Annotated in this window: 27 protein-coding genes; 11 read left to right on the top strand and 16 right to left on the bottom strand. The window is 32.6% G+C overall.

The window, feature by feature from the left end; translation table 11 throughout:
• Window positions 1-40: 40 nt before the first annotated feature.
• The 4 genes from HZC47_03360 to HZC47_03345 form a co-directional block, all read right to left on the bottom strand.
• Complete coding sequence (locus HZC47_03360) at window positions 41-646, bottom strand: heme-binding protein (GenBank protein MBI5679919.1); 606 nt, start codon at window positions 644-646, stop codon at window positions 41-43.
• Window positions 647-789: 143 nt separating this feature from the next.
• Window positions 790-1,794 carry a flippase-like domain-containing protein gene (locus tag HZC47_03355; protein MBI5679918.1) on the bottom strand — a complete coding sequence of 335 codons (1,005 nt, stop codon included), beginning with the start codon at window positions 1,792-1,794 and terminating at the stop codon, window positions 790-792.
• A gap of 263 nt (window positions 1,795-2,057) precedes the next feature.
• Window positions 2,058-2,498 (bottom strand): hypothetical protein, encoded by a 441-nt coding sequence (locus tag HZC47_03350; GenBank protein ID MBI5679917.1) that lies wholly within the window; start codon window positions 2,496-2,498, stop codon window positions 2,058-2,060.
• Between the two features lie 557 nt (window positions 2,499-3,055).
• On the bottom strand, window positions 3,056-3,760 hold the full coding sequence (locus HZC47_03345) for a S24/S26 family peptidase (GenBank protein ID MBI5679916.1): 705 nt from the start codon (window positions 3,758-3,760) through the stop codon (window positions 3,056-3,058).
• A gap of 334 nt (window positions 3,761-4,094) precedes the next feature.
• On the opposite strand from HZC47_03345, the gene HZC47_03340 reads away from it, so the two are divergent.
• Together HZC47_03340 and HZC47_03335 are read left to right on the top strand one after the other, a co-directional pair.
• Window positions 4,095-4,280: a hypothetical protein gene (locus HZC47_03340; protein ID MBI5679915.1), complete on the top strand. Its 186-nt coding sequence runs from the start codon at window positions 4,095-4,097 to the stop codon at window positions 4,278-4,280.
• 91 nt (window positions 4,281-4,371) lie between these two features.
• Window positions 4,372-4,878, top strand: coding sequence for a hypothetical protein (locus HZC47_03335; protein MBI5679914.1), 507 nt, complete (start codon window positions 4,372-4,374; stop codon window positions 4,876-4,878).
• 11 nt (window positions 4,879-4,889) lie between these two features.
• Here the strand turns inward: HZC47_03335 and HZC47_03330 are convergent, their stop codons facing one another.
• The gene (locus HZC47_03330; GenBank protein MBI5679913.1) at window positions 4,890-5,654 is read right to left on the bottom strand and encodes an ABC transporter permease; all 765 of its coding nucleotides are present in this window, start codon (window positions 5,652-5,654) and stop codon (window positions 4,890-4,892) included.
• Window positions 5,655-6,596, bottom strand: coding sequence for an ATP-binding cassette domain-containing protein (locus tag HZC47_03325; GenBank protein MBI5679912.1), 942 nt, complete (start codon window positions 6,594-6,596; stop codon window positions 5,655-5,657).
• A gap of 264 nt (window positions 6,597-6,860) precedes the next feature.
• Here HZC47_03325 and HZC47_03320 point away from each other — a divergent pair, with 264 nt between their 5' ends.
• From HZC47_03320 to HZC47_03285, 8 genes are all read left to right on the top strand, one after another.
• Window positions 6,861-8,222, top strand: a complete 1,362-nt coding sequence (locus HZC47_03320; GenBank protein ID MBI5679911.1) for an MBL fold metallo-hydrolase — start codon at window positions 6,861-6,863, stop codon at window positions 8,220-8,222.
• A 94-nt stretch (window positions 8,223-8,316) separates the two neighbouring features.
• A complete protein-coding gene (locus HZC47_03315) occupies window positions 8,317-8,664 on the top strand; it encodes a PepSY domain-containing protein (GenBank protein MBI5679910.1) in 348 nt (115 codons plus the stop codon).
• 153 nt (window positions 8,665-8,817) lie between these two features.
• A complete protein-coding gene (locus tag HZC47_03310; GenBank protein MBI5679909.1) occupies window positions 8,818-9,297 on the top strand; it encodes a pyridoxamine 5'-phosphate oxidase family protein in 480 nt (159 codons plus the stop codon).
• 120 nt (window positions 9,298-9,417) lie between these two features.
• Window positions 9,418-9,690 carry a hypothetical protein gene (locus tag HZC47_03305; protein ID MBI5679908.1) on the top strand — a complete coding sequence of 91 codons (273 nt, stop codon included), beginning with the start codon at window positions 9,418-9,420 and terminating at the stop codon, window positions 9,688-9,690.
• A gap of 179 nt (window positions 9,691-9,869) precedes the next feature.
• The gene (locus HZC47_03300; GenBank protein ID MBI5679907.1) at window positions 9,870-11,429 is read left to right on the top strand and encodes an SLATT domain-containing protein; all 1,560 of its coding nucleotides are present in this window, start codon (window positions 9,870-9,872) and stop codon (window positions 11,427-11,429) included.
• Window positions 11,430-11,447: 18 nt separating this feature from the next.
• A complete protein-coding gene (locus HZC47_03295) occupies window positions 11,448-12,605 on the top strand; it encodes a toll/interleukin-1 receptor domain-containing protein (GenBank protein MBI5679906.1) in 1,158 nt (385 codons plus the stop codon).
• A gap of 19 nt (window positions 12,606-12,624) precedes the next feature.
• Window positions 12,625-13,530: a TIR domain-containing protein gene (locus HZC47_03290; GenBank protein ID MBI5679905.1), complete on the top strand. Its 906-nt coding sequence runs from the start codon at window positions 12,625-12,627 to the stop codon at window positions 13,528-13,530.
• A 105-nt stretch (window positions 13,531-13,635) separates the two neighbouring features.
• Window positions 13,636-14,910, top strand: a complete 1,275-nt coding sequence (locus tag HZC47_03285; GenBank protein ID MBI5679904.1) for a toll/interleukin-1 receptor domain-containing protein — start codon at window positions 13,636-13,638, stop codon at window positions 14,908-14,910.
• Between the two features lie 160 nt (window positions 14,911-15,070).
• Here the strand turns inward: HZC47_03285 and HZC47_03280 are convergent, their stop codons facing one another.
• The 8 genes from HZC47_03280 to HZC47_03245 are packed head-to-tail and all read right to left on the bottom strand — an operon-like array spanning window position 15,071 to window position 19,911.
• A complete protein-coding gene (locus HZC47_03280; protein MBI5679903.1) occupies window positions 15,071-16,081 on the bottom strand; it encodes a nitrogen fixation protein NifH in 1,011 nt (336 codons plus the stop codon).
• Between the two features lie 16 nt (window positions 16,082-16,097).
• Entirely contained in the window at window positions 16,098-16,925 is an 828-nt protein-coding gene (locus HZC47_03275; GenBank protein ID MBI5679902.1) for an amidohydrolase, read from the bottom strand.
• A gap of 10 nt (window positions 16,926-16,935) precedes the next feature.
• Entirely contained in the window at window positions 16,936-17,364 is a 429-nt protein-coding gene (locus HZC47_03270) for a DUF3795 domain-containing protein (GenBank protein MBI5679901.1), read from the bottom strand.
• Window positions 17,365-17,393: 29 nt separating this feature from the next.
• Window positions 17,394-17,780, bottom strand: coding sequence for a hypothetical protein (locus HZC47_03265; GenBank protein ID MBI5679900.1), 387 nt, complete (start codon window positions 17,778-17,780; stop codon window positions 17,394-17,396).
• 36 nt (window positions 17,781-17,816) lie between these two features.
• On the bottom strand, window positions 17,817-18,200 hold the full coding sequence (locus tag HZC47_03260) for a hypothetical protein (GenBank protein ID MBI5679899.1): 384 nt from the start codon (window positions 18,198-18,200) through the stop codon (window positions 17,817-17,819).
• Between the two features lie 14 nt (window positions 18,201-18,214).
• Window positions 18,215-18,838 (bottom strand): GyrI-like domain-containing protein, encoded by a 624-nt coding sequence (locus tag HZC47_03255; protein MBI5679898.1) that lies wholly within the window; start codon window positions 18,836-18,838, stop codon window positions 18,215-18,217.
• A gap of 54 nt (window positions 18,839-18,892) precedes the next feature.
• A complete protein-coding gene (locus HZC47_03250) occupies window positions 18,893-19,351 on the bottom strand; it encodes a GyrI-like domain-containing protein (GenBank protein MBI5679897.1) in 459 nt (152 codons plus the stop codon).
• Window positions 19,352-19,362: 11 nt separating this feature from the next.
• Complete coding sequence (locus tag HZC47_03245) at window positions 19,363-19,911, bottom strand: PadR family transcriptional regulator (protein ID MBI5679896.1); 549 nt, start codon at window positions 19,909-19,911, stop codon at window positions 19,363-19,365.
• Window positions 19,912-20,096: 185 nt separating this feature from the next.
• On the opposite strand from HZC47_03245, the gene HZC47_03240 reads away from it, so the two are divergent.
• A complete protein-coding gene (locus HZC47_03240) occupies window positions 20,097-20,528 on the top strand; it encodes a hypothetical protein (GenBank protein ID MBI5679895.1) in 432 nt (143 codons plus the stop codon).
• 162 nt (window positions 20,529-20,690) lie between these two features.
• On the opposite strand, the gene HZC47_03235 is transcribed toward HZC47_03240, so the two are convergent.
• Window positions 20,691-21,242: a PadR family transcriptional regulator gene (locus HZC47_03235; protein MBI5679894.1), complete on the bottom strand. Its 552-nt coding sequence runs from the start codon at window positions 21,240-21,242 to the stop codon at window positions 20,691-20,693.
• 164 nt (window positions 21,243-21,406) lie between these two features.
• On the bottom strand, window positions 21,407-23,710 hold the full coding sequence (locus HZC47_03230) for a PAS domain S-box protein (protein ID MBI5679893.1): 2,304 nt from the start codon (window positions 23,708-23,710) through the stop codon (window positions 21,407-21,409).
• Between the last annotated feature and the right edge of the window lie 21 nt (window positions 23,711-23,731).

Below are 23,731 nucleotides of genomic sequence, written 5' to 3'. Positions count from 1 at the left end.
TTAAAAGTAATAAAAAAAATTTGTTTTGATTGATTATTTTTTAAATTTCCACCAGTATTTCATTTCTCCTCAAAAGCCCTGGTACTAGAGGATTATTGTATTGTGCTACTATAAAATGAGATTTTGGTTCGAAATTATTATTTGAAAGCCATTCTTTTAATTCTTCTATCTTTCTTTTGGCAAGTTTCTCTTTAACTCTACCTTTAAATCTTAAAGCTACTATTTTTTGATCTTTAAACTCTTTAAAATGAATTTTTTCATCTTCAGGTTCAGGTAAAGTTTCTAATTTATATTTAGATGGCATAGAAAATGATATACGATGAAAATTACGTCCTGTTTTCTCTTCTGTAACTGGTGTTGTCATTGCAATCTTTTCCGAAGCAGTTACCTCTTCTTCAGTTACTGGAGTGGTCATTGCAATCTTTTCAGAATTCAATTGTTCTTCAGATACCGGAGCAGTCATAGCTAATTTTAAACTCTTCTTATTCCCTCCAAAAATATAATTTGCCAGTATGGAAAAGCCTTTATTAATAGCATCATCAAATGATTCATCTATATCTACTTGAGCCAATATATAATGCCCATATTCTCTAATTTCAATATTATCATCCTTTTTTAAAACAGAATATTCCAGTGTTTCAACCATATGATCTCCCTATCATTATATGGTCAAATTCATAGATATTTTTTATCAAATAATTTCGAAAATAATAGATCCTCAGTTAAATGTAATAACTCAGATTCATTTCATCCCAATTTAATATATCTTAGAAATAAGGTAACTAAACACTACGACTTAGGTGTTTGAATATCTGAAATATATGATTTTATATCTCCCAATATATCCTTTGCATAGAATAAAGCAAATATAATTCCCAGCAGATTTATTAACCAGAAAGAAATGAACCTATCTACAATTGCAATGCCTCCACTTATTGCTCCCGGTATTCCAAAAAGCAGAGAAAGTCCAGTTAAAGAGATTTCAACCGCCCCAATACCTCCAGGAAGGGCTGTTACAATTCCTGCTATATTTGCAAGCAATAATATTATAACCACATTAACTACACCAATATCCACATTAAAGGCATAGAAAACCAGTAAAAGACGTGAACATTCCAAAAGCCAGGATACGGTGGTTAATACCAATATAATTGACATATTTTTTGTATTGGAATAAGATTGTGTATAACTTACCATTCCTTTTAATCCATTTATGATTTTATTGTAAATTCTATCCAGGGTATCCTCTTTAATAGGTAATTTTACCAGTATAAAGTGAATTTTTTCATAAATCCAAATACTTGAACCTTCCCTCCAGTTTAAAAAATATATAACTGTTAATGTAATCAATATTAAGCCAGCGCCAGCGATAGAAATAAAACGGAATTTTTCCACAAAGACTGCTGCTAAAACAAGTAAAATACCCACAATTATTAGATCAGCGAATCTTTCAGTAAGCCCTGCAGATAAACCTTCATGTAAATCTATTTGATTTAGTTTTCTACCTGCAATTGCAGTTATCACAATTCCTCCCGTCCTCATAGGAGTTAAATTACTCCCTAAAAGCCCGATAGTTCTGACAATGAAATTAGTCTTTAAGTTAAGTGGTTGATTGATTATAAATCCCCATCTTACAGACTTTACAAAGACAGCTAAAAGATATGTGATAATCGCTGCCACTAAATATATCTTATTAACATCTTTAACAGTGTTGTACAAGTTTATAGGGCCTATCCATAATATAAGCAATAATATAAGCAATAAACCAATGATAAAAACATAAGAACGGTTCAATATGTTATCTCCACAATATCTTAAATTTATAATTAAAACTAATCAATTCTACATCTTTTAAATAATAAAATTTAGAATTAGTATTATATCTGATTTTATCCTTTAAAACTTTAATGTAATTTTGAAATAATTAGGGGAAAGAATTAATCCCCATTTAAATTAAAAAAAGAGAGGTTAAAAAGCATTATAAAATTAAATTGGAGATGCTATACTATTTCTGTGTTAAAACCCCATGAAATTATTTTTAAAGCCATTTTTTTGGTTTATTCAGAGTTAAGCTTCTCTATTTTGTTTATCAGCTGTTCATTTTTTATTTTAAATAAGTCAAGGGCTTTTTTATTGTTGCTGTTGTATTTTTCCAATGTTTTGGATATATCACCGGCTAAACTGGTGTAATCCGCTTTAAATTTTTTCAATAACTCTTCTAAGCTTTCCAAAGATTTTACTTCATCACTTTTGGGGCTGAACATCTTTGCTGTTTTAAATCTGTGATTAATTGATTGAGCTTCAAGTTCTAGCCCTTCCAACTTAAATACGGACTTATAGAACTCCTGTAATTTTTCAGATTTTTCTACAAGCTCTTTAAGCTCTCCTATCTCTTCTAACTTAGAATCTATTGTTTTAACAAAATATGATTCTCTTTTATGTCCAAGCGCACCTTTTAAGCCAATACCTTTTGTTTCTACATTACCTTTACTTTCCATTTAATCAAACCCCCTTAATAGCACGTTTATTACTGATGCTCATAAAAAAATATTTTAGGGCATATAACGATTATTAATGCATATGCCCCTAAAATTATCCTTTATTTTATTTTTATACCATTAATTTTAAGCATATTATTAATTCAAGTAGTTTGAAGGAGTTAAATGTAATAAATATTGATATTATCAATTTTGAATTTCCAATGAATTGGACGCAAATATATAATGATACTATTTTATAATATTATTTTTAAAGTCTGAAAATACTTCTATTCCCATATATGGTCTTATATATTATGTTATTATATATATCATTTGTGTTTATGACCCAAATAACGTTTAGAGGATCAGCATAACAGCAAATGTTTATAGTCCCCAGAAAAATCAAAAAATTGAAAAAATATTACCAATATTGAAAAGTAATTATTAGGATATAATCCCATATACTTAATTAATTATTAATTTAACTTAAAAACGTGTTTTAAAACAGTATAACATTTTTTAAATCAATTATACCTATTTTAAAAACTAAAAATAAAAAAAGAGGGTTGTTATATTTAATAAGTTTTTACTACTCCTATAACGTTCTTTTTTAGCTGCCAAGTGTCCAGTGGAACCTTTTTGTACGTATTTATTTCTACTGTACCGTCAGGAAGAGTAGTTTCATTATTTATTACTTCTATTTTTCTATTATCACTTTTTAAAAACACTTTTCCATTTTTAATAGAAGCCACCCTTTTAATTATAAGCCCCAGTGATGGATGGCGAGCTATTACTATATCACCCACTTTAAAATCAGACGTTTTAAGAGCAACGACTAAATGGCCGTCTTTTAAAGTTGGAATCATAGAATCGCCATTTACAACTGCTGCAAATGGTAGCTGATCAATTCCAAACTGTGAACTAATTGTAATTTTAGCACTATAATTATATTTTTGTGCAATTACATTCATATCATTTTTTAAGGTTTCTACCGTGCTTTTATCACTATTAACATCTGCAATTGCCTTACTTTGCATTTCTGCAACCATTTTATGTGGTAATGCACTTCCTTCTGGAATTGATACTGCATGAACTGTTGTAGTAGTTCCATCAGTTTTTACAGTTACATCAATCTGATTTAAAGGTTGTATAATTTGTGCTTGTTGAATTGAAGGTGTTAAAGTTGCATTAGATGATTTTTGTTGCATATAAACTGCTGCTGAAGCTGCAACTATAATTATTACAATTAATCCAATTATAATTCCTGTTCTTGATTTCATCTTACCCTCCAATATAAGTTATAACTTTTTTTTATCACATTCTACTATTATATAAATGTCTTTATTTTATTACCAATTAACTGTTAATATCCATACTTCGTCATATTACAGTTTAACGAAGTAAAATTTTAATTGTTATTTAAAATAAAACATGTTTAATATCCAATATTATTTCTAGGGCAAACTATCCAATAATTTGCATTAATCACTGTTTTTTATGCATTACATATATACTGGGACATATAAAATACTCTGATTTCTACAATTTAATGAATAAAAGACAAATTTAATTATTATAATATTAAATAATATATATTGAAAAAGAGGAGTGACCATGGGTGCCATAACAGTTTGTATTCCAGATGAATTAGAAATCGCTTTTAGAAGAATCACAAGAAAAAAATACGGAGATAGACAAGGCCGTCTTTCAAGAGGAGCAACAGAAGCCCTCTATGAATGGTGCAGAAAAGAAGGATTTGATTATATTGACCTTGAAGATGAAAATAAAGTTTGTGAATAACACTCAAGATAAAAATAGATTTAACTATAACATTAAATTTCATATAGAGTTGAAATAAGTCTTATTTCCATCATATTGTTTCTGAGAATGAATGATAATGAAAAAAGGATGTTATTCAATGCCATATTTAATCTGTGATAAATGTAATGTTTATTATGAAATTGATAGTGCTCAAGAAATGGATAAATTTGACAGTTGTGAATGTGGAAATGAGCTTCAATATTATGAAACAATTGAAGAGTATATGAATGAAGATGTAACTGATTCAAATGAGGTAGATGATAGCGCTGAAGACTATACTGAAAATAATAAAGGGATATTTCATTCAATTAATAAAAAAAATCTCGTAACTCTGCAAATGGAAATGTTAAAAGAACAAAAGGAAAAGGAAAAAAATGAACATTTGAAAAGAGATCTTAAATACAGAATTAGACATGCTATTGCCAATAATAAAGAAAAAGAAATTGAGAATTCCGAAATTCATGATGACTATGAACCAATAGTTTCTAAAGAATTTAAAGATAAAGATAATCTTAAAAAGAGAAAAAAAATTCTATTAAAGGAAATAGAACTTTTAAAAGAATCGAAAAAAAAATAGGTTGAATTATTTTACATTAATCCCTGCTCTTTTTTACTGAATAGATATGCTGATGCTAAAACAGTTACTGCTGCGAAAGCGACTAAAACCGTGAAATTCGCATAAAGTGGCAATACAGAATTATGTAAAATTGTAAAACGCAGCGCATCCACCCCATAGGTTAAAGGATTTAAATAAACCGCAAAATGAAGCCATGAAGGAAGTCCAGTAATTGGGAAAAGTGCCCCACTTAATAAAAACATCGGAAGCACGATAAAGCTCATGATCAGGTTGAATCCTTCCATGCTATCTGTAAATGAAGCAATCATCAATCCCACTCCTGCAAGTCCAATGGAAATTAAGATTATAATCACAGTACTCACTAAAAAGCAGGAAATTGTCATCTGAATTCCTACGATGAAGGATAATAAAAGTAGTATAACTCCCTGAATTAAGGATGCAGTGCTTATTCCGAGAGATTTACCCATTACAACTGAAGGTCGTGAAATTGGAGCCACCAGAATCTCCTTTAAAAACCCGTACTGTCTATCAATTATTACTGACACTCCAGAAAATATGGAAGTGAATAGAACCGTCTGCCCTATAATTCCTGGAAATATAAACTGCTGGTAGTCTACCCCCATTCCTCCAAATCTTACTGCTGATCCTAAACCTGTTCCAAATATAATTAACCATAAAAGAGGCGTAACTACAGAAGTTAAAATACGAGATTTATAGCGCACATATCTTTTAGTTTCTCGAAGCCAGATAGTGTAAATTCCTTCTATTTCAGCCATCTATTTCCCTCCTTTTATGCTTGATCCTGTGTATTTGATAAATACATCTTCAAGATTTGGATGATCAAGCTCTACTGACTGAACTTCAATTCCATTTTGGCCGGCGAAGTTTACAATCTTTGTAATTAAGTTTTCTCCCCTTTCAACCATTAATTTAATTTCACCATCTAAAACAAACATATTTTTTATAAAATCAAGGTTTTTGGCTTTTTCAACAAATTTATCTGCATTATCAACAGTTAAAGTTATAGTATCTGCCTTTAGTTCTCTCTTCAGGCTTTTTGGAGAATTAGTAGTTACTATTTCACCCTGATTAAAAATTGAGACTTTATCGCAGAGTTTATCTGCCTCATCCATGTAATGAGTGGTTAAAAGAACAGTTATATCTTCAGTCTGGTTTAAATTATGGATATATTCCCATATTTTTTCTCTTGTCTGTGGATCAAGCCCTAATGTGGGTTCATCAAGAAACAAAACCTTAGGGTAATGAATTAAACCTCTTCCAATTTCAAGCCGTCTTTTCATACCCCCAGAATAGGTTTTTGTGTATTCATCTGATTTATCTCCCAAATCTATTAAGTCCAAAATTTCATCAATACGCTTTTTTCTTATGCCTTTTGGCACCCCATAAAGCGCTGCATGCATTTCAAGATGTTCTCTGCCAGTTAAAATGTCATCTAAAGCTCTGGATTGGAATACAATACCTATTGATTTTCTAACATCTTTAGCTTGCTTTACTATGTCATATCCATTTACCGAAGCAGTCCCAGAGGTTGGATGAAGAATTGTGCATAGCATAGATATTAAAGTTGTTTTTCCCGCCCCATTAGGTCCGAGAACCCCATATACACTATTTCTTTCAACTTCTAAATTTACAGAGTTAACTGCAGCAAAATCATCAAATTTTTTTGTGATATTATGGGTTTCTATAATATTTTCCATTTATCGCACCTTAACAATTTGTTATATCTCACTTTTTAGGTTTTAGGCAGCTTAATAATCTATTTAAAACCAGATAAACATTTATTACAAAAACTATATATATTTTTTATTATAGAAATATATTTGCAGTTAAACAAATTAATTATCATTAAATCAGTTAACCACGTAATCTACTGTTATAATTAGCTCTGAAGCATTTTCATCATTAATTTAACTAAATTAGCAGATATTACTTCTTTTTTATCTAAATTAAAGGTTAAAAATATGATACTGGAAATAATTAAAAGTGAAGGATTAGCGCATAATTCATATTTTATAGGGTCAAAAGGAGATGCTGCAGTAATTGATCCACGCAGAGACTGTGATTCGTATGTGAATTACTCTAAAAAGCATGACATGAAAATTAAACATATCTTTGAAACTCACCGTAACGAAGATTATGTCATTGGATCCTGTGAACTTTCTAAACGAGTTGACGCGAGTATATACCATGGATCATGCCTGGATTTTAGTTATGGAAATTATGTAAAAGAAGGAAATACTTTCCATATTGGCTCTGTTGAATTGGGAATTCTTGAAACTCCAGGACATACAGATGAAAGCATATCCCTTACATTAAAGGATAAAGACGTTTCAGATGATATTTACATGGTTTTTACTGGAGATACTCTTTTTGCTGGCGAAGTTGGGAGAACTGACATTTATGGTGATGCAAAAATTGAGGGCTGCGCAGAAAGGCTTTATGATAGTCTCCACCAAAAAATTCTGCCTTTAGGAGACCATGTCCTTGTATTTCCTTCCCACGGTTCAGGTTCTGTTTGCGGGAAGAATATTCGTGAAAGTGAATTTACAACAATCGGATATGAGAAAAAAACAAATAAAATGCTTTTAAAAACAAAAAAAGAATTTATTAAATTTAAATTAAATGAAAAAATGGTTAAACCTCCTTATTTTAAGAGAATGGAAGAATATAACCAAAAAGGAGCACCTATTCTCTGTAGATTGCCTTATCTTCAGCCATTGAATGTAGCCGAGCTTAAAAAAAATATATCCGACTTTCAGGTTGTTGATGTGAGAATGGCAGCCAGTTACGCTGGAGGGCATATTCCTCAAACATTAAACATTTGGAAACTTGGTTTAACTTATTTTGCTGGTTGGATGCTTGATTATGAGCATCCTATTGTTATTATTGATGAAGGAAATGAAAATATCAATCAAATCATACGCTATCTTATCCGCATTGGATATAATAATATATTCGGTTATTTAGCTGGAGGATTTGCAAGCTGGGCTACAAATGGTGAAGAACTAGAAACAATAGATACATGGTCTGTGCATAAATTAAACGAAGCCCAAAATGATGAATCAATATTTATACTTGATGTTCGCGAAATTGGGGAATGGGATAATGGCCATATTGAAGGTGCACATCACATCTATGTTGGATATTTAAAAAATCATCTAAATAAAATTCCAAAAGACAAAAATATCATCATATATTGTGATACTGGAAACAGGGCCAGTATTGCAGCAAGTATATTAAAAAATAATGGTTATAATAAAGTTACAAATGTTTTAGGTAGTATTCGTGCTTGGAAAGCTGCAGGATATCCTTTGATTAAATAAATCATGTTGTGTATAATAAATTTCGAATGAATACTAAAAATATAAATATTTTGGAGATAAAACTCATATTAAAATTCAAGGGGGTGAATATGTTATGAATAAAGGTGTAATTGCATTAATTTTAGTTGTAATTGTAGTTTTAGTTGCAGCAGGGGCATGGATCATTATGCAGCCTTCAACAACAAATAATACTAGTAGTAACAATACAATAAATAAAAAAATTGAAAATAAGACACATAACAACACCAATGTCACCATAACCGCAGAAAAAGCCAAAGAAATAGCCACACAATTTACAGGAATGGGTGTTACTTTAGGTACTCCTACATTAACCACATTTAAAGGTATAGAAGTGTGGAGTGTGCCAGTATATACTAGTGGACTAAATAAAACAGTTGATTCGATATATATAAATGCTAAAACAGGTGCCAGAGTTCAATAAAGTAATTATTCTATTTTTCTTTTTTTTATTTAAGATTTAGTATATTCTGATATTTTTCTATTTCAAATTTAGATAATAATTTATATATTCAACAGCTTTATTTTAGTAAAATTTTTTTATTAATAGTTATAAACCAATGATCAGGGTGTCAACATGAATATATTTAAAATTCCACAAATGAACAAGAAAGAATACGATAAATTAATAAATGAAAATTACATAAGCCGAATTGCATTTAACGGAGATAGTTTTCCTTATATTGCACCATTTATGTATATATTTGATAAAAATGAAGAATTTCTGTATTTTTTATCTACAAACTATGGTATAAAAATTGACTTAATTAAGAAAAATCCAAAAGTTGCAGTTGAAATAGAAAAATACAGTAATGATATGTCTAATTATCAGTTTATAACTTTACAAGGACGTATTATCGAAGTTAATGACGATTCAAAAGGTGAAATTAAAGAAAAATTCATTAAAATGATCAATGATAGAAAATTATCAAATAAATCATTATCTGCACTTGGTTACTCTCCTGATGAATCTCCTAATGCTCTTTTAAATGAAGAAAGGATTTTAATATGGAAACTTGTTGATGTAGATAAAATTGTAGCCCTTAAAAACCCATAATTGTTTTAATATTAAGACCAACATTTCCATATTTATGATCATATTATCATAAGATTATTAGATACCTTTATATTGCTGATACAAAACACTATAATTAAAGATTAAACGAGGTTTTTTTACATGGAAGGGAACAAATCGACATTTAAGCCAGAAGACCATGATTCCAACGATGCTTTAATGTATTCTTCCGAGAAATATTTTTTAAAAGACATATATTCCGATGAAGATGAGCTCTTATCATATATCTATTCAATTATCGAAGCTAATACAATAAAAAGCTGTATTGATGACAGTAGTAGTGAATATATAGAATATTTGAAATTTAAAAATCGAGAAATAAGATGGTTATCTGCTAAATCAAGATTTAGAGCAAAATCCAATTTATCACGATGAATGTAATCTTTTTTGAACATTTTCGCTCTTTATTTCCCTTAATGCATCGTTCCCCCCAAGTTTGATGAACAGATTTATGGACTCAGTTTGAAAAAAAATACATTTATGCTGGGACAATTATAGTAATAATGTATCCTCTAATTATTTAAAGCATATAAACTCCTTTAGGAGGGTAATAAATGGTTACTAAAATACCTTTGGTGTTGCATATTGGAATTACTGGTCATAGAATACTTCCCGATGAACAACGTATACGAGAGAATGTAAAGAAAGTAATGGTTAAAGTTGAAGCCTTACTCCCTAAAACTCCCCATACTTTTTATATTATATCTCCTCTGGCTGAGGGCGCGGATCGAGTGGCAACTGAAGAAATTCTAAAATTATCCAGTTTAGAGGATAATACTTTCCTAGAAGCTATTTTACCATTATCACCTAATGAATATCATCAGGATTTCGCTGGTGATGAATCTAAAACTCAGTTTAACAATCTCTTAAACCTTGCAAACGTAGTTAATGAGATAGATCAATCAGAATCCAGAGAAGATGCTTATTACAAAGCAGGAACATATACAGTTGATAATTGTGATGTTTTAATCGCTATATGGGACGGTAAACCTCCCGCGGGTCTGGGTGGAACTGCTCAAATAATAGAATATGCTAAGAAAAATGGTAAGCGGATATTCTGGATCAACTCTAATGATGGAAGTATTAAAGAGATCAATTCTGATAAAACGTTAGAGTATCTGGATATTTACAATAAAGAGAATATTAACCTCCATATAATGGAAAAAACCTTAGAACGTCTCAGAGAATCACTTAAAGAAAATGCAAAAAAAGCCAAACTACCCTCCTCATTCTTGAACCCAATTCAGGATACCATACTTCCCCAGTTTGTACGGGCGGATCTCCTAGCTCAGAAGTATCAGAAACTTTACAGCGTAGTGGGCAGTCTCATCTACATCTTAGCCGCTGGCGCAGTGGCCACAGTAACCATACAACTCCTTTTTTTCCCCAAATTACCACAATTGATCTGGTTTGAGGTTGCTGAAATTTCTATCATACTCATACTACTCCTTGTTTCTAGTCAGAAGCATTGGCATAGGAAATGGATTGACTACCGCTTCCTAGCAGAGCGTATTAGGACCGCTATATTCTTCCGGGTAGCTAATATTCGATGCGAAATCACCACACCACCACCACACCTTAAAATAACTGCTGAAAATCAGGATTGGATGGTAAGAGCTTTCATGTCCCTTTGGGATGAAAAACAGCACAAAAAAGAGATCATACCGTTTCAACCCTTTAAAAATTTCCTTTTAGATGCTTGGCTTGATGACCAGATAAACTACTACCAAAGTTCAGCTCATAAAAATCGGCTTAAACATAAAATATTCTCCCGAGTGGGAGAGCTATTTTTTGTATTAACTCTGGTGGTGGCATCGATGCACGCCCTTAATATAGAGCCTTTCCATAATCCTGGCATCTTACCGGCTACTGCTATCATATTACCAGCCATAGCTGCCGCATTAACTGGCATAAGAAACAATCATGAGTACAGTAGGAATGCCAAACGATACCAACAAATGGCTCATCACACCTTGCAGATCAGAGAAAACATAGAAAAAGTGGGAAACATGGAATCACTAGTAGAACTGTTAGATAATGCAAATAAAATAATGTTAGGTGAACATCAGGACTGGAGAGTGGTTGTACTACTACACAAACTAGAACCACCATAATTTAGGAGGTTATTCGAGATGGAATTTGACGTTTTTGTGAGTTATTCAGTGCGAGATATGAATGTAGCGGAGAATGTTTGCTCCAATCTGGAGAGCAGTAATATCAAGTGTTGGATAGCCCCTAGAGATATTGAACCTGGTGCAAATTGGGGTGAATCAATTATAGATGCCATTGAGAACTCTAAACTTATGGTGCTAATTTTCTCAGCTGATTCAGATAAATCTCCTCAGGTTTTAAGGGAAGTTGAGAGGGCCGTGAGCCGTGGTATACCCATTATTCCATTCCAAATTGAAGATGTGGAACCATCTGCGCCCATGGATGGATTTCTAAGTGGTGAAAACAGGTTGGAAGCTCATACACCTCCCTTAGAAACTCACATACGAAAATTAACCAACCAAGTGAAAATACTTTTGAAAAAAGAGAAATCAAAAAAGAAACTTGTTCTGACAGCTATATTAAAATATACTACTGGATTTTTAGGTATTTTTTTATTATTAGGTTTTATATCAAGTATATACCAAATTATGCAGGGGGATGGAGGTTTTTATACGATCTTATCTATGATTATTTTACTCGTAGTGGGTTTAATTGCGTTTTTACTGGCTTTTATGCCTAATTTTTTAGCAAATAAAGTTATAACCCGTGTTAATATAAGAAAAATGTATAATATGTTGACAATTTGTTTAATTATTCTAAGTTTACTATTAGTAGTTGTTATTAATGATTATGTTCCTACCGAATATTCTAACCAAGGTATATTTTTTATAATGCCTTCAAATTTATCTTTATACTCCCAGAATAATGAAACCGTGAATATAGGAGAAGCCCATAAATTTTATATGGGGATGTCTACTGATCCTATGGTCATGTTGAATATTACTATCACTCCCTTACATGGTGAAGTTTTAGAGGATGTTTATTATAAAAAATATTTAGATTACAAAAATTTCCAGTGGTATGTGTCTGTTTCAGATTCTAATTTGACGGTGGATGGTGAGAATGCTCTTCAGAAAGTATATGAAATCACGATTGATGGTCAGAGGTACAAAAAACGGGAAGTGTGGCTAGAAAAGAATGGGAAACTTTATCTGCTGAAATTCACAGCACCCATAGAAACATATGATAAACATCAACCCGACCTTGATACCATTATTAACAGCTTCCATGTGAAATAAAAAGATTTTGGAGATAAAAATGGTGAATTGCCCCCAATGTAAAACACAAAACCTTGAAAATGCCACTTCCTGCAGAAAATGTGGAGAAAAACTAGAAATATTAACACATAAGTCTAAAGATAACTCTTATGATGTTTATATCAGTTATTCACCAGAGGATAAGAATGTAGCCGATGCCGTGTGTGCTCTTCTTGAGTATAACAACATCAGGTGCTGGATATCGCCTCGTGACATCAAAGAGGGTGATAATAAAGCAGCCTCCATTGTAACAGCCGTCCACAACTCTAAAATATTTGTCCTTATTTTTTCAAGTCACTCTAATAAATCTTTTCAGGTTTTAAGAGAGGTAGAGAGGGCAGTGAGCCGAGGTATACCCATCATTCCATTCCGAATTGAAGATGTAGAACCATCGGGGTCTATGGAATATTTCATCAGTGCCGAACACTGGCTGGATGCAGTCACACCCCCACTAGAAAACCACATACAAAAACTAATAGAAACCATTACCAAAATCCTAACCCTCGATGAAAGATATATGGAAAGAATAGGAGGTTATCGGGACAAACACGTGCATGACAAACCTTGGGATACCAGTGGTATCCCATGGTTAAAAACAATTTCTATGTTGTTTTTCTTTTTAATCATACTCATTAACGCCTTATATTTCTTATACTGTGCCATAATGTATTTGAATATATTAAATAACTATTTGGCATCTTCTATAATTCTACTCAATATAATAGTTTTAGTATTAGAAGACTTTTTCCCTAATAGAACATATAAAAAAATGCGGAAATTGATCAATTTGCAGCCCTACAGATGGTATATAATTTTTGCAACAATAATCATTCCATGGTTGATTACATTATTCAGCTATCCCTCCCACTTCTTATCACCCTTCTTTATTTATTTAAATATAGGGTAGGAAAATTAAATATAACAATGAAATTTGGAGATAAAAAGACTTATTGTCTTCAATACGAATTATTTAAACTCCAAAAACGCGACTAAATACGAAAAGTGTGAAAAAATGGTAAAAATTGAAAAAACCTTGTTCAACCGGACTGCTGATGTTTACATTAGTTATTCAACACAGGATAAGTATGTAGCTGATGCTACTTGTGCTACTCTCGAACAGAATGATATTCGCTGCTGGATAGCGCCCCGAGACGTTCCCAATGGAGTTAATAGAGATGAATGGACCAACCATGCCATTGCACAATCTAAAGTATTCGTACTCATTTTTTCATCAGATTCTGATCAATCATCTTTGGTCTTAAAAGAGGTTGAAACTGCAGTTAACATGGGATTAACCATAATTCCTTTTCGTATTGAAGATGTAGAACCATCTGAGTCTATGGAATATTTCATCAGTGCAACTCACTGGCTGGATGCAGTTACACCTCCCTTGGAAACCCATCTCCAGAAACTAACACAAACCATAGACTCGATCATGCGAACAAACCAAGAATACACTCTAAAACAAAACATGGAAAGATCGAGTAATAGTGAATGGGATTTGATTGATTTTTTTAATAAAAAAGATAAAAATAGAGTTATCAACCGAATTGTTGCAATTTTCACCAGTTTTATCTTCCTGTACATATCTATTTCATGTTTAGATGGGTATGGAATCAGTTTCACCATTTTTTCATATATCTATATGACTATATTTGTTTTAAGCTCCATTTTACTAGTACTAGGAATTTTTTTAATACAACTTGATCGATCTTCACCTAACGTTTCACTAAAAAAGTGGAGTCCTCTGTTGGTTTTATCACTAATTTTTATTCTTTCAACATTAACATTTATCAATATTGGTAATAATATTGAATACAATAAAAATGGGATAGCATTCACAGCTCCTGAATTTTGGACTAGTGAAAAAGGAAATATAAACCAAACTCCAGAAGGGGCTGATTCTTTAGCCGAATTCAATTATCAATATAACTCCAATGATCCTTATAACATCAAAGGCCAAGTGTGTGTCTCCACCTCTTTTTTTATAATAAAATTCAATGATAGTGCCTCTCTTTCTCCAGAGGCATTTTTCCATGAGAGCTTCAAAGAGTTTCCTAGTTACACTTTAATATCTGAACGTAATTTCACCCTGAATGGTATTACTGCCTATGAAAACATTCATAAAATTAACGAAACTGATCCAAACTATACTTCTGTTAACCATGCTGTTCTTTTGGAGAAAAATGGTTCTATGTATATTATTCATTTTTCAACTAGGGAAGAAAACTATGAAAACACCAAAACTATGATTAATGAATTTTTAAGTTCTTTCCAAATAACATGACATCTATACTTTTGCCAAAGGCTCCAGATCCCATTACTACTCATCTTTATAAATAAATTTGTCTTATTTCACCCATAGATTATAAAATAATGGTGAATAAAAAAAACCAGTGCTTAAAAAAATACATTAGCAGCTATCTTTAACTGATGTATTTTTTAATTCAATTTTCCATTTTGAAATATCTTTTTAATACTCTCAAAGCGTTTAAAGTAATCCATTTACTGGGTTTTCCCTTTCTCTCGATGTTAGTTTGAAATCTCCCATTAAAAGTGTTTTCTAAGATCCATTTTCCTTCCAAATCCTGCTTTGAAATCATTAAATCCATGGTTTCCTTCATTCTTTCATCTTTATAGCCCAGTTTAGTTAGCAATCCTAAAACTTCAAGCGTATCTATGTTCCACATCAATGGGAAGCCAAACTCTAACCATTTAAATTGACCTTTAACTGAAGGGCGGCTTCTTTTGTGGATACGATGATTAAGCATGTGTTCAGCACCTTTAGCAATGTAATCCTTTATTTCATGAGTTCTTTTATTTTCTGGTATTTCAGCAAATGCTTTAATGGATTTCACAATAATAGAGTGACAAGTTCGTTCTTTCCAACAATTTTTCCATAGATGATACGGCCATTCTGGTGCTTGCCCTGCTTTATCGTCAAATCTCTGATGTTTTATCAACCATTCTATTGCTTTTTGGACTCTTTCATCCTCCATGTACCCGAATCGGATAAGACTCCAGACCATATTAGCTGTATGGCAAGGTATAACTCTTTTAGGATCCCCAAATCCTTCTTTATTATTTATATATGAAAATGCACCACTTTCTGGATTTTGAGAGCTTTTAAGCATAAATTCACATGCTTTTTTGATTCTTTCATCATTTTTATCCGCCCCAAGCTCTGCAAGAATTATTAGTTGCCAGGAAGTTCCTTTATATTTTCCTCTAAGGTAAAAATTTTCAGGAAGCCCCCAGTATCCGCCAGGCTCCTGTTTAGCCAGTATTTTAGGGACAACCCCCACTTTCATTATATTTTTTCTGGATTCTTCCACTTCTAAATCATATTCTGCCTTATCAAGAATATCAAGTAAGGTAAAATATCTTACAGATGGATTATCTTCTTCAAGAAGCCAATCTGTTGGATCTGCGTTTAAATAGGATTTCCATGAAGCCATATCTTCACCTAATTTATTATTTTAAATGAAACAATTTTGCAGCATTTTCACCAAGTATAAATTTTTTATCATCATCACTGATATCCAAACCCCTTATTCTTTCAATATCTTTTGCAGGGTTTATCCACGGATAATCAGAGCCAAAAAGTATCCTATCTGAACCAATAGTTCTAATTAAGTCTTTTGCTTCTTCATCATCTAATGTTGTAGGGCTATTAATATAAGATATTGAAATTGCAGTATCAAACATCACTTGAGGAAATTTATCAGCTATTTCAATGGCCTTATCCCACTGACCACCACCCATATGGGCTAGAATCAATTTTAGATCATTAAATTCTTCTAAAACAGAGATCCATCTTTCTGGTTCTCCAAATTTTGACTTTCCATCTATATTTATTCCAGAATGAGCCGTAATTGGTAAATCATGTTTAATTAGCCATTCAAAAACCGGAAACATCCTTTCATCATCAGGAGCGAATCCTTGCGCCACTGGATGAATCTTTAAGCCCTTCATTCCCCATTTATACTTGTGTTCAAGCTCTTCAATCATTGAACGACCCTTCATGGTTGGACTTACGGAAATAAAAGGAATAAAATCCGGATATTTAGCTGGTTTGTTTTTTCCAGACTTCGTAATTGCTACAGTCCAGAAATTATTGTTTTTAATTTGATTATCCGGAGCAAAACTTACTATAACTGCTTTGTCAATTCTTGCAGTTTCCATATCATTTAAATAATCATCAGGAGTGCCATAGCTGTAATAAGGCATTCCAATCATTTCCACAACCATTTTTCCAACTTCTTCAGTTGGATGCAAGTGTACATGAGCATCTATTATCATAATTCACTCTCTATTTTATTTTTTTTGATTTCAGGGAACATTCATAGCCACATTCATTACATTTATAGTTATACCAAAGGACACGTCCATTACATTTTGGACAGGTAAATCTGTTTTCCTGCTGAGTTATCCAATTTTCAACGCCAGTTTCATGGATTTTTTTTAGGTTATCATATATTTCATGGCGGTATTTAAATCTATCATCACCAGGATGCGAATTTTTTAATTTTTCAATTAAATTGCATGGAAATTCGTCGCAGTCGATGCAAAAGTTGAGATTTTTATCTTCAAAGCAGCATTTACGAATTTTACATGACCATTTACTTTTTCTTCCATGATTGTGTTCCTCAGAACCACAGCCTAAACAGCTTTTTTCATAAGAGGGACATGCTCCACAAAAAACTCCACATGGAGCTGTCTCATTAGGTATTCTGCCCATATTAAATCTCCTATAAATTTTCCATATTGTTAATTTTTTAATGTTTTTTGCTTAGAATCTAACAGATATCCCCTTCCAATGGTTATAACTGGAATAATGACGTATATGGATGCAAAATACATTGCATAGCTGGTCAAACTTAGCTGCGTGAATCCTACTATTATCATGAGCAGATCCAGTATAACGCTAATTATCAGCCAGACTACTCCGATTATAACTCCTTCTTTAACGAAATTCATTTTCGTATCCTTTAAATATAAATAGGAAAACATTATCACAGTTATGGCTATAGTTGCTGCAGATATGATTTCATAAATGATTAAAGCACTTGAAAAAAAACCTAAAACAGCTGTAATCAATGAGGTTATTAACCATATTAAAAATCCATAACCAACTATTTTTAAATTTTTATCCATGATATCACCTCAATTTTTAATTCTATACCCTAAAATTTATATATTTGACTTACTTTGAGCTATATATCCAAATCCAATGGTTATAACAGGGATCATTACATACTTAAGACCAATATCCATCATGTAATCTGCAAAACTCATATGCATTGGGCTTGCAGGCATGAACATGAAAAGATCTATTGCTATGTTGATTACAAACCATACAAGACCAATTATCATACCCTCTTTAACAAAACTGGTTTCCATACCCTTTAAATAGTAGTAAGATAACGTTACTACAACAATTGTAAGAACTAAAGGCATTATTGATTCAAATAAAGGCCGCATGGTGGCTTTTAAGGGAAAAACTACAAATGAAACTAAAAAAGGAATTAACCACACTAAAAATCCAAATATAACTATTTTTAGATATCTGTTCATTAAATCATTTCCGTTCATTTTACAGGCTGTCTTATAATTGTTTTAAGATTTTCAGGCTTTGCTCGGCGCACATCACTTAAATAAATCTCGTGATGTTTTTGACCCTGAATACTACCATCAAATTCATGCCCTTCTTTCTCAATAAACTCGTGCAGTGCAGCCACCGTGGGGCCTTCTTCAGCATAGGGGCCTATGTGCATAATCTGGGCAGATAATCCTTCTTCTAAGCTTTCAAACCTCATCCTGGAAAGTGCAGCAGGGTTCTTTTTTTCCTCAACCTCTTCCATGGCCTGTTTAATCATGGTTTTAGTGATAAAATATGGCTGCATTATCATGGCTGTCCATTTCCATGAGCTTTTATCCTCAATTGAAAAGTCTTTCATGTTATCTACCCACCACAGACCTTCCAATGGCATCACCACGTAATCTTGAGATTTTTCTTTTTTAGAAATGAATTTCACCTTAAATGAAACTGGAAAAAGTGTTTCCATCGCTTCTTGATAGGCAGGTGCCGTGTTAGGGTCCCCTTCTCCATCAATCATCAGGTAATTTAATTTTGGTACTTGCACCATGGTTGGCTGCTTTTTTGAAGCTGTGTAAATTTCTTTAAATTCTTTTTTAAGGTCAATTTTTGGCATTTCAATTCCCCTCATTCCTAAACAAAAATAAATAATGAAAATAAAATATTTAATCTATTTTTTCATCACTGGAAATGACATTTCAGTTAAAAGTTCGCTTTCTGGAGTTTCATTGGGATCTGAGATATATGTCTCCATGGGCGGCCCTACGATTTCATAGCCATTTTTGTAGGCGTATTGTGCCAGTGCACCTATTGCTGTTCCACATTCACTATAGGGGCCTTTGTATATGGTTGATATAACCAACTGTTCATGCATTGTTTTGATTTTTACTCTGCCTTCTTCCTCTGCTTCTCCTGCAAACGGCATACTAATTTCGTACATGAGTTCTTCAACTGACACTTCCTGAGGGCTGTTGAAATATACTCCGAATGGAGGACCCATTATCTGCAGCCCTTTAGCCATTATAAATCCCACAACTTCCCCCATGAGCACGGGGACCTCTTCATAGGATCCTTTATATGTTATGTATGCTACCTGTCTTTTTCCAATTTTCTTTTCTACAATTTCCATTTTTTTCCCACCTAAATATTCTCTTCATTTTTAATTTTTTCAATAAATTCTTCTACCCACGCCAGTTCTGTTTTAAGGCTTGCCAATGGTCTACTAAAAAGTGCAACGACATAATATGGAGCATTTAATTCTTCTTGCATCTTAACTGAGCTTTCCAGAAATTTAATTCTACCCTGGGCTGATTTCAAATAATTCTCAAGACAATCTACAGTTTCCTGCGGATCCAAATAATTGAGATATGCTAAACCCAGATCAAATGGATATGTTTGCTTTTTATTCCATGAAAGAATATCTATGAGTTTTTCTTTCATAACCTGCCTTCCCAGATCTGTGATTGTAAAAACTTTACGAGAAGGTTTACCAGCTACCTTTTCCAGTTTCGATGTCACCAGTTCCTTCTTCTCCAGCTTATTTAAGACATAATAAATTGATGAAAACCCTATTTGAGTCCAATTACGCATACCCCATCCTTCAATAGTCTTTTCCAGTTGATAACCGTACTGTGGTTCCTCATAAAGCAGACCAATTATAGATGCTTCCAAGTCTGATATTCTAGACATAGAATATTCTAAGTGTATAATAGCATATAAAGGTTTTGGGTGAACCTACCTTCAAAGAGTTTATAAGAAGTAGAGGAATCTAACAACCCAGTATTATACTTCTTTTTAGCATTAATAACAAAATTAATATATGATATTTTTTTATCATTATATTAAAGACTTAAATATTCTAAAGGTATTTTGAATTGAGAAAAAAACATAAAATATGGGCAGTGATTTTAGGATTGATTGTCTTAGTCGTTTTTGTAGGAGTATTAGCCGGTCAAAATTCAACAACAAGTTTCACCAGCGACATTACTAACAATCAGAGCAATACTCAACAAGAGGAAAATACTGGTGATAAACAAGGCAGTCAGAGTTCAGATGGCCGGCAGAGTCCCAATAATCAGAACCCAACTCAACCTAAAACCCAATACAAAACCTGTCCTGAGTGTGGTGGGACCAAGATAGTCACTTATGATGGACCGCCAGAATCATGTCCCACATGTAAAGGAGCTAAAACCATCAAAACATGGGTACCTGGCCTTGGTAGGGATGTTGAAGTCCCTTGCAGCACATGTTCAGCTACCGGTCACCATCATGTAAAAATTCAAGAACCTTGCCCCACTTGTAGATGAACTGGCCAAGTAAAAGCCTAAAAAAAATGTTAAATAGAAATAGAAACAAAAAAAATTATAAAAAAAGCATGAAATATAGAAAAAGTGTGTTGTGTACTTTAAAACTCAAAAATAGTCACATAAATCTTATTTTGAAGAATTTGTTCAATTAAAAATACATTTTTACTCATAAATTTCCATTTCTTTAATTTCTTCAATAAATTCTTCTATCCACCTTTTTTCAGCTTTCAAAAGAGCACTTGAACGACTAAAAATAGCAATGAAATTATATGGAACATTATTTTCTTCCTGAATTTTAATTGAATTGTCAATGAATTCAATACGTTCTTCTAAAGATTTTAAATAAAGCTTCAGACTTTGAATAATCTCTTTATAACTTAAAAAGTTCATGTTTGCAATTGCCAAATCAAATGGATAAACAACTTTGCTATTCTTTGACATGAGCTCCTTGATTTTTTCTCGAAAAACAAATTTACCTTCATCGGTTATTGAATAAATATTTCTTGAAGGTTGGCCCTCTATTTTTCTTATCTCATTTTCAACTAAATTCTTCTCTTCAAGCTTTTCTAGAACACTCTCCATGGATGAATATTCTAAATCTGCCCAATTAAGCATAGCTCTCTTTTCTATGATTTCCTCTAACCTGTATGCATAATGGTGATGTTCATAAAGCAGGCCAAGTATAGCGACCTCCAATTCCGATATTCTAACCATATGATATCATGGTATAAAATAACTATATAAAAGTTTATAAAAAATAGGGTGTTAATTCACTCAAAAACAATTCAGAATACTTGATTAATATTTATTTCCATATCTTAAGTAAAATGAGTTTTTATGAATTTTTCAAATGAAAATAATTTTCAATATCTACTCATTTATATTATGTCCTTAAATGTGATTTTAAACTCAGTTCCATGGCTTTTATCTAGTTCAATTTCACCTTCAATTTGATTTGTTAAACTATTTACCAACTGTAGACCTAATGAGTCCGTATTTTTAAAATCAATGCCTTCTGGGAGGCCCACCCCATTATCAGATACACAAAGCACATATTGATCCTTCCCTGATTCAAAATTAATTTTTATTATACCTTTTCTGCCATCAGGGAACGCATACTTCATGCTGTTTGATACTAATTCATTAACGATCAATCCAAGAGGAATAGAAGTGTTAATATCTAGCATGACATTTTCTAGGCTCATATTAAGTTTTACAAGGCCCGGATCAACTGAATAAGTGTTGAATAAGTCATTGATAAGAGTATGCATATATTCTCCAAAATCAATGTTTTTCAGGTCCCGAGATTGGTATAATCTCTCATGGATAAGGGCCATGGTTTTTGCACGGGTCTGGGATTCCCGGAATAACTCCAAGTCTTCTTTGTCCCTTATATAATCTGATTGTAGGTTTAGTAAACTGGAGATAACAGCCAGATTATTTTTTACTCGGTGATGGACCTCTTTTAAGAGCATTTCTTTTTCTTCTAAAGACTCTTTAATTTGAACTTCCATTTGCTTTCGATGGGTTATATCACTAAGCATTCCTAAAGCACCGCTAAATTCACCATTTTTATCAAAAATAGGATTAGTGGAAATCATTGCCCAAACACTAGAGCCGTCCTTGTGGAGGAAACGGAAATCATGCACTTCTTTTATGCCTTCCCTCCTTCTTTCCATTTTTTCCTCGGCATCAACTTTTCCTTCATCATCCATAAAATCAAAAAGGGACTTGTCCATCATTTCATCTGCTGAATAACCTAACATTTCAGCCATACCTTGGTTTACATAGGTAGTGTTGGCATTTTCATCAATGATCCAAACTCCTTCCTGCGCAGTTTCAATAATAGTACGGTATTTTTCTTCACTTTCTTTTAAAGCGTCTTCAGCCCTTTTTTTCTCGGTTAGGTCACGGATGATGGATGTGAAATAAATATTTTCTCCAGATCTCCATGATGATAAAGACATTTCAAAAGGAAATTCAGTTCCATCCCTTTTTAATCCAGTTGTAGTTGCTATTCTCCCTATTAACTTGTGTTCTCCTGTAAATTTGAATCTTTTTAATTCATCCAGATATTTATCCTTGAATCTTTCAGGCATGAGGAGAGTAAGTGGTTTTCTTTTTAATTCATCCTTTTGATATCCAAAAATAGTTTCTAAACTATTATTAAAGAATATAATGTCTCCATTAGCATCAGTAGTCACAATTGCATCTACAGCAGACTCTGCTACAGCACGAAACCGTTCCTCACTTTTTTGGAGTGCAATTTCGGCTTTTTTACGTTCTGTGATATCTTCAAGTGTTTCCACAGCCCCCATCACCCTACCTTCAAAATCTCGAATAGGTGCTGCAGTAAAAAATAACCATTTTCCATCTTCACCCATGGCTGGGAAGAAATCAATGGCCTCATAAGCATCTTTAACAAATTTAGACTTTTTAGCGTTACCCCTATACCATTTTAGAATTTCTCCCTGGGATTCGTCCACTAATAAATCAGCTAAACAAGGCCTTTTTTCATTGTAAAATGCTCTCCATTGTTCTGCTTTACCAATTACTTCCTTTGCCCTTATCCCGCTATTCTTTTCCAATGCATCATTCCAATAAATGATTTTATGATCTTTATCTATAACAAACTGGGAAATCGGGGACCCATCAATAATATTATTTAATCTCCTTTCACTAATAAGCAAATCATCATGTGCCCTTTTTAGTTCAGTTATATCACGAGCAGCAGCAAAAACCCCCACCACATTATCATTTTCATCACGATAAACAGAAGCATTGTACATTACAGGAGTAACATGACCATCAATATGCTGAATTTCCAGAGGATAATTCTTCACAAACCCCTGCTTAAATACTTCTTCATATCCTGCCTTTGCTTTTTCAGGGTTGGTGAAATAATTTGAAAAATCGGTTCCAATAATCTGAATTCGATTGTAGCCAGTAACCATTTCAACAGCAGTATTTACATCTGTTATTTTCCCTTCAGGACTAATAGTGACTAATGGATCTAGATTAGCTTCAATAAGACTGCGTGTGTATTTAGAAGCTTTTTGAAGTTCTTCTTGAGATTTTGCTAATTCCAAGGTGCGCTTTTCTACCAGTTCTTCCAATTTCTCATGAGATTTTTCAAGGACCTTCTTGGCCTTTTTCCGCTCATTTAAATCATTTTTTCCCATGATAAACTACCCAAATGCTCT

It is taken from the genome of Methanobacterium sp. (assembly GCA_016222945.1).
In the GTDB taxonomy this organism is placed as follows: Archaea; Methanobacteriota; Methanobacteria; order Methanobacteriales; family Methanobacteriaceae; genus Methanobacterium_D.
This window is presented reverse-complemented; position numbering and strand designations above follow the sequence as displayed.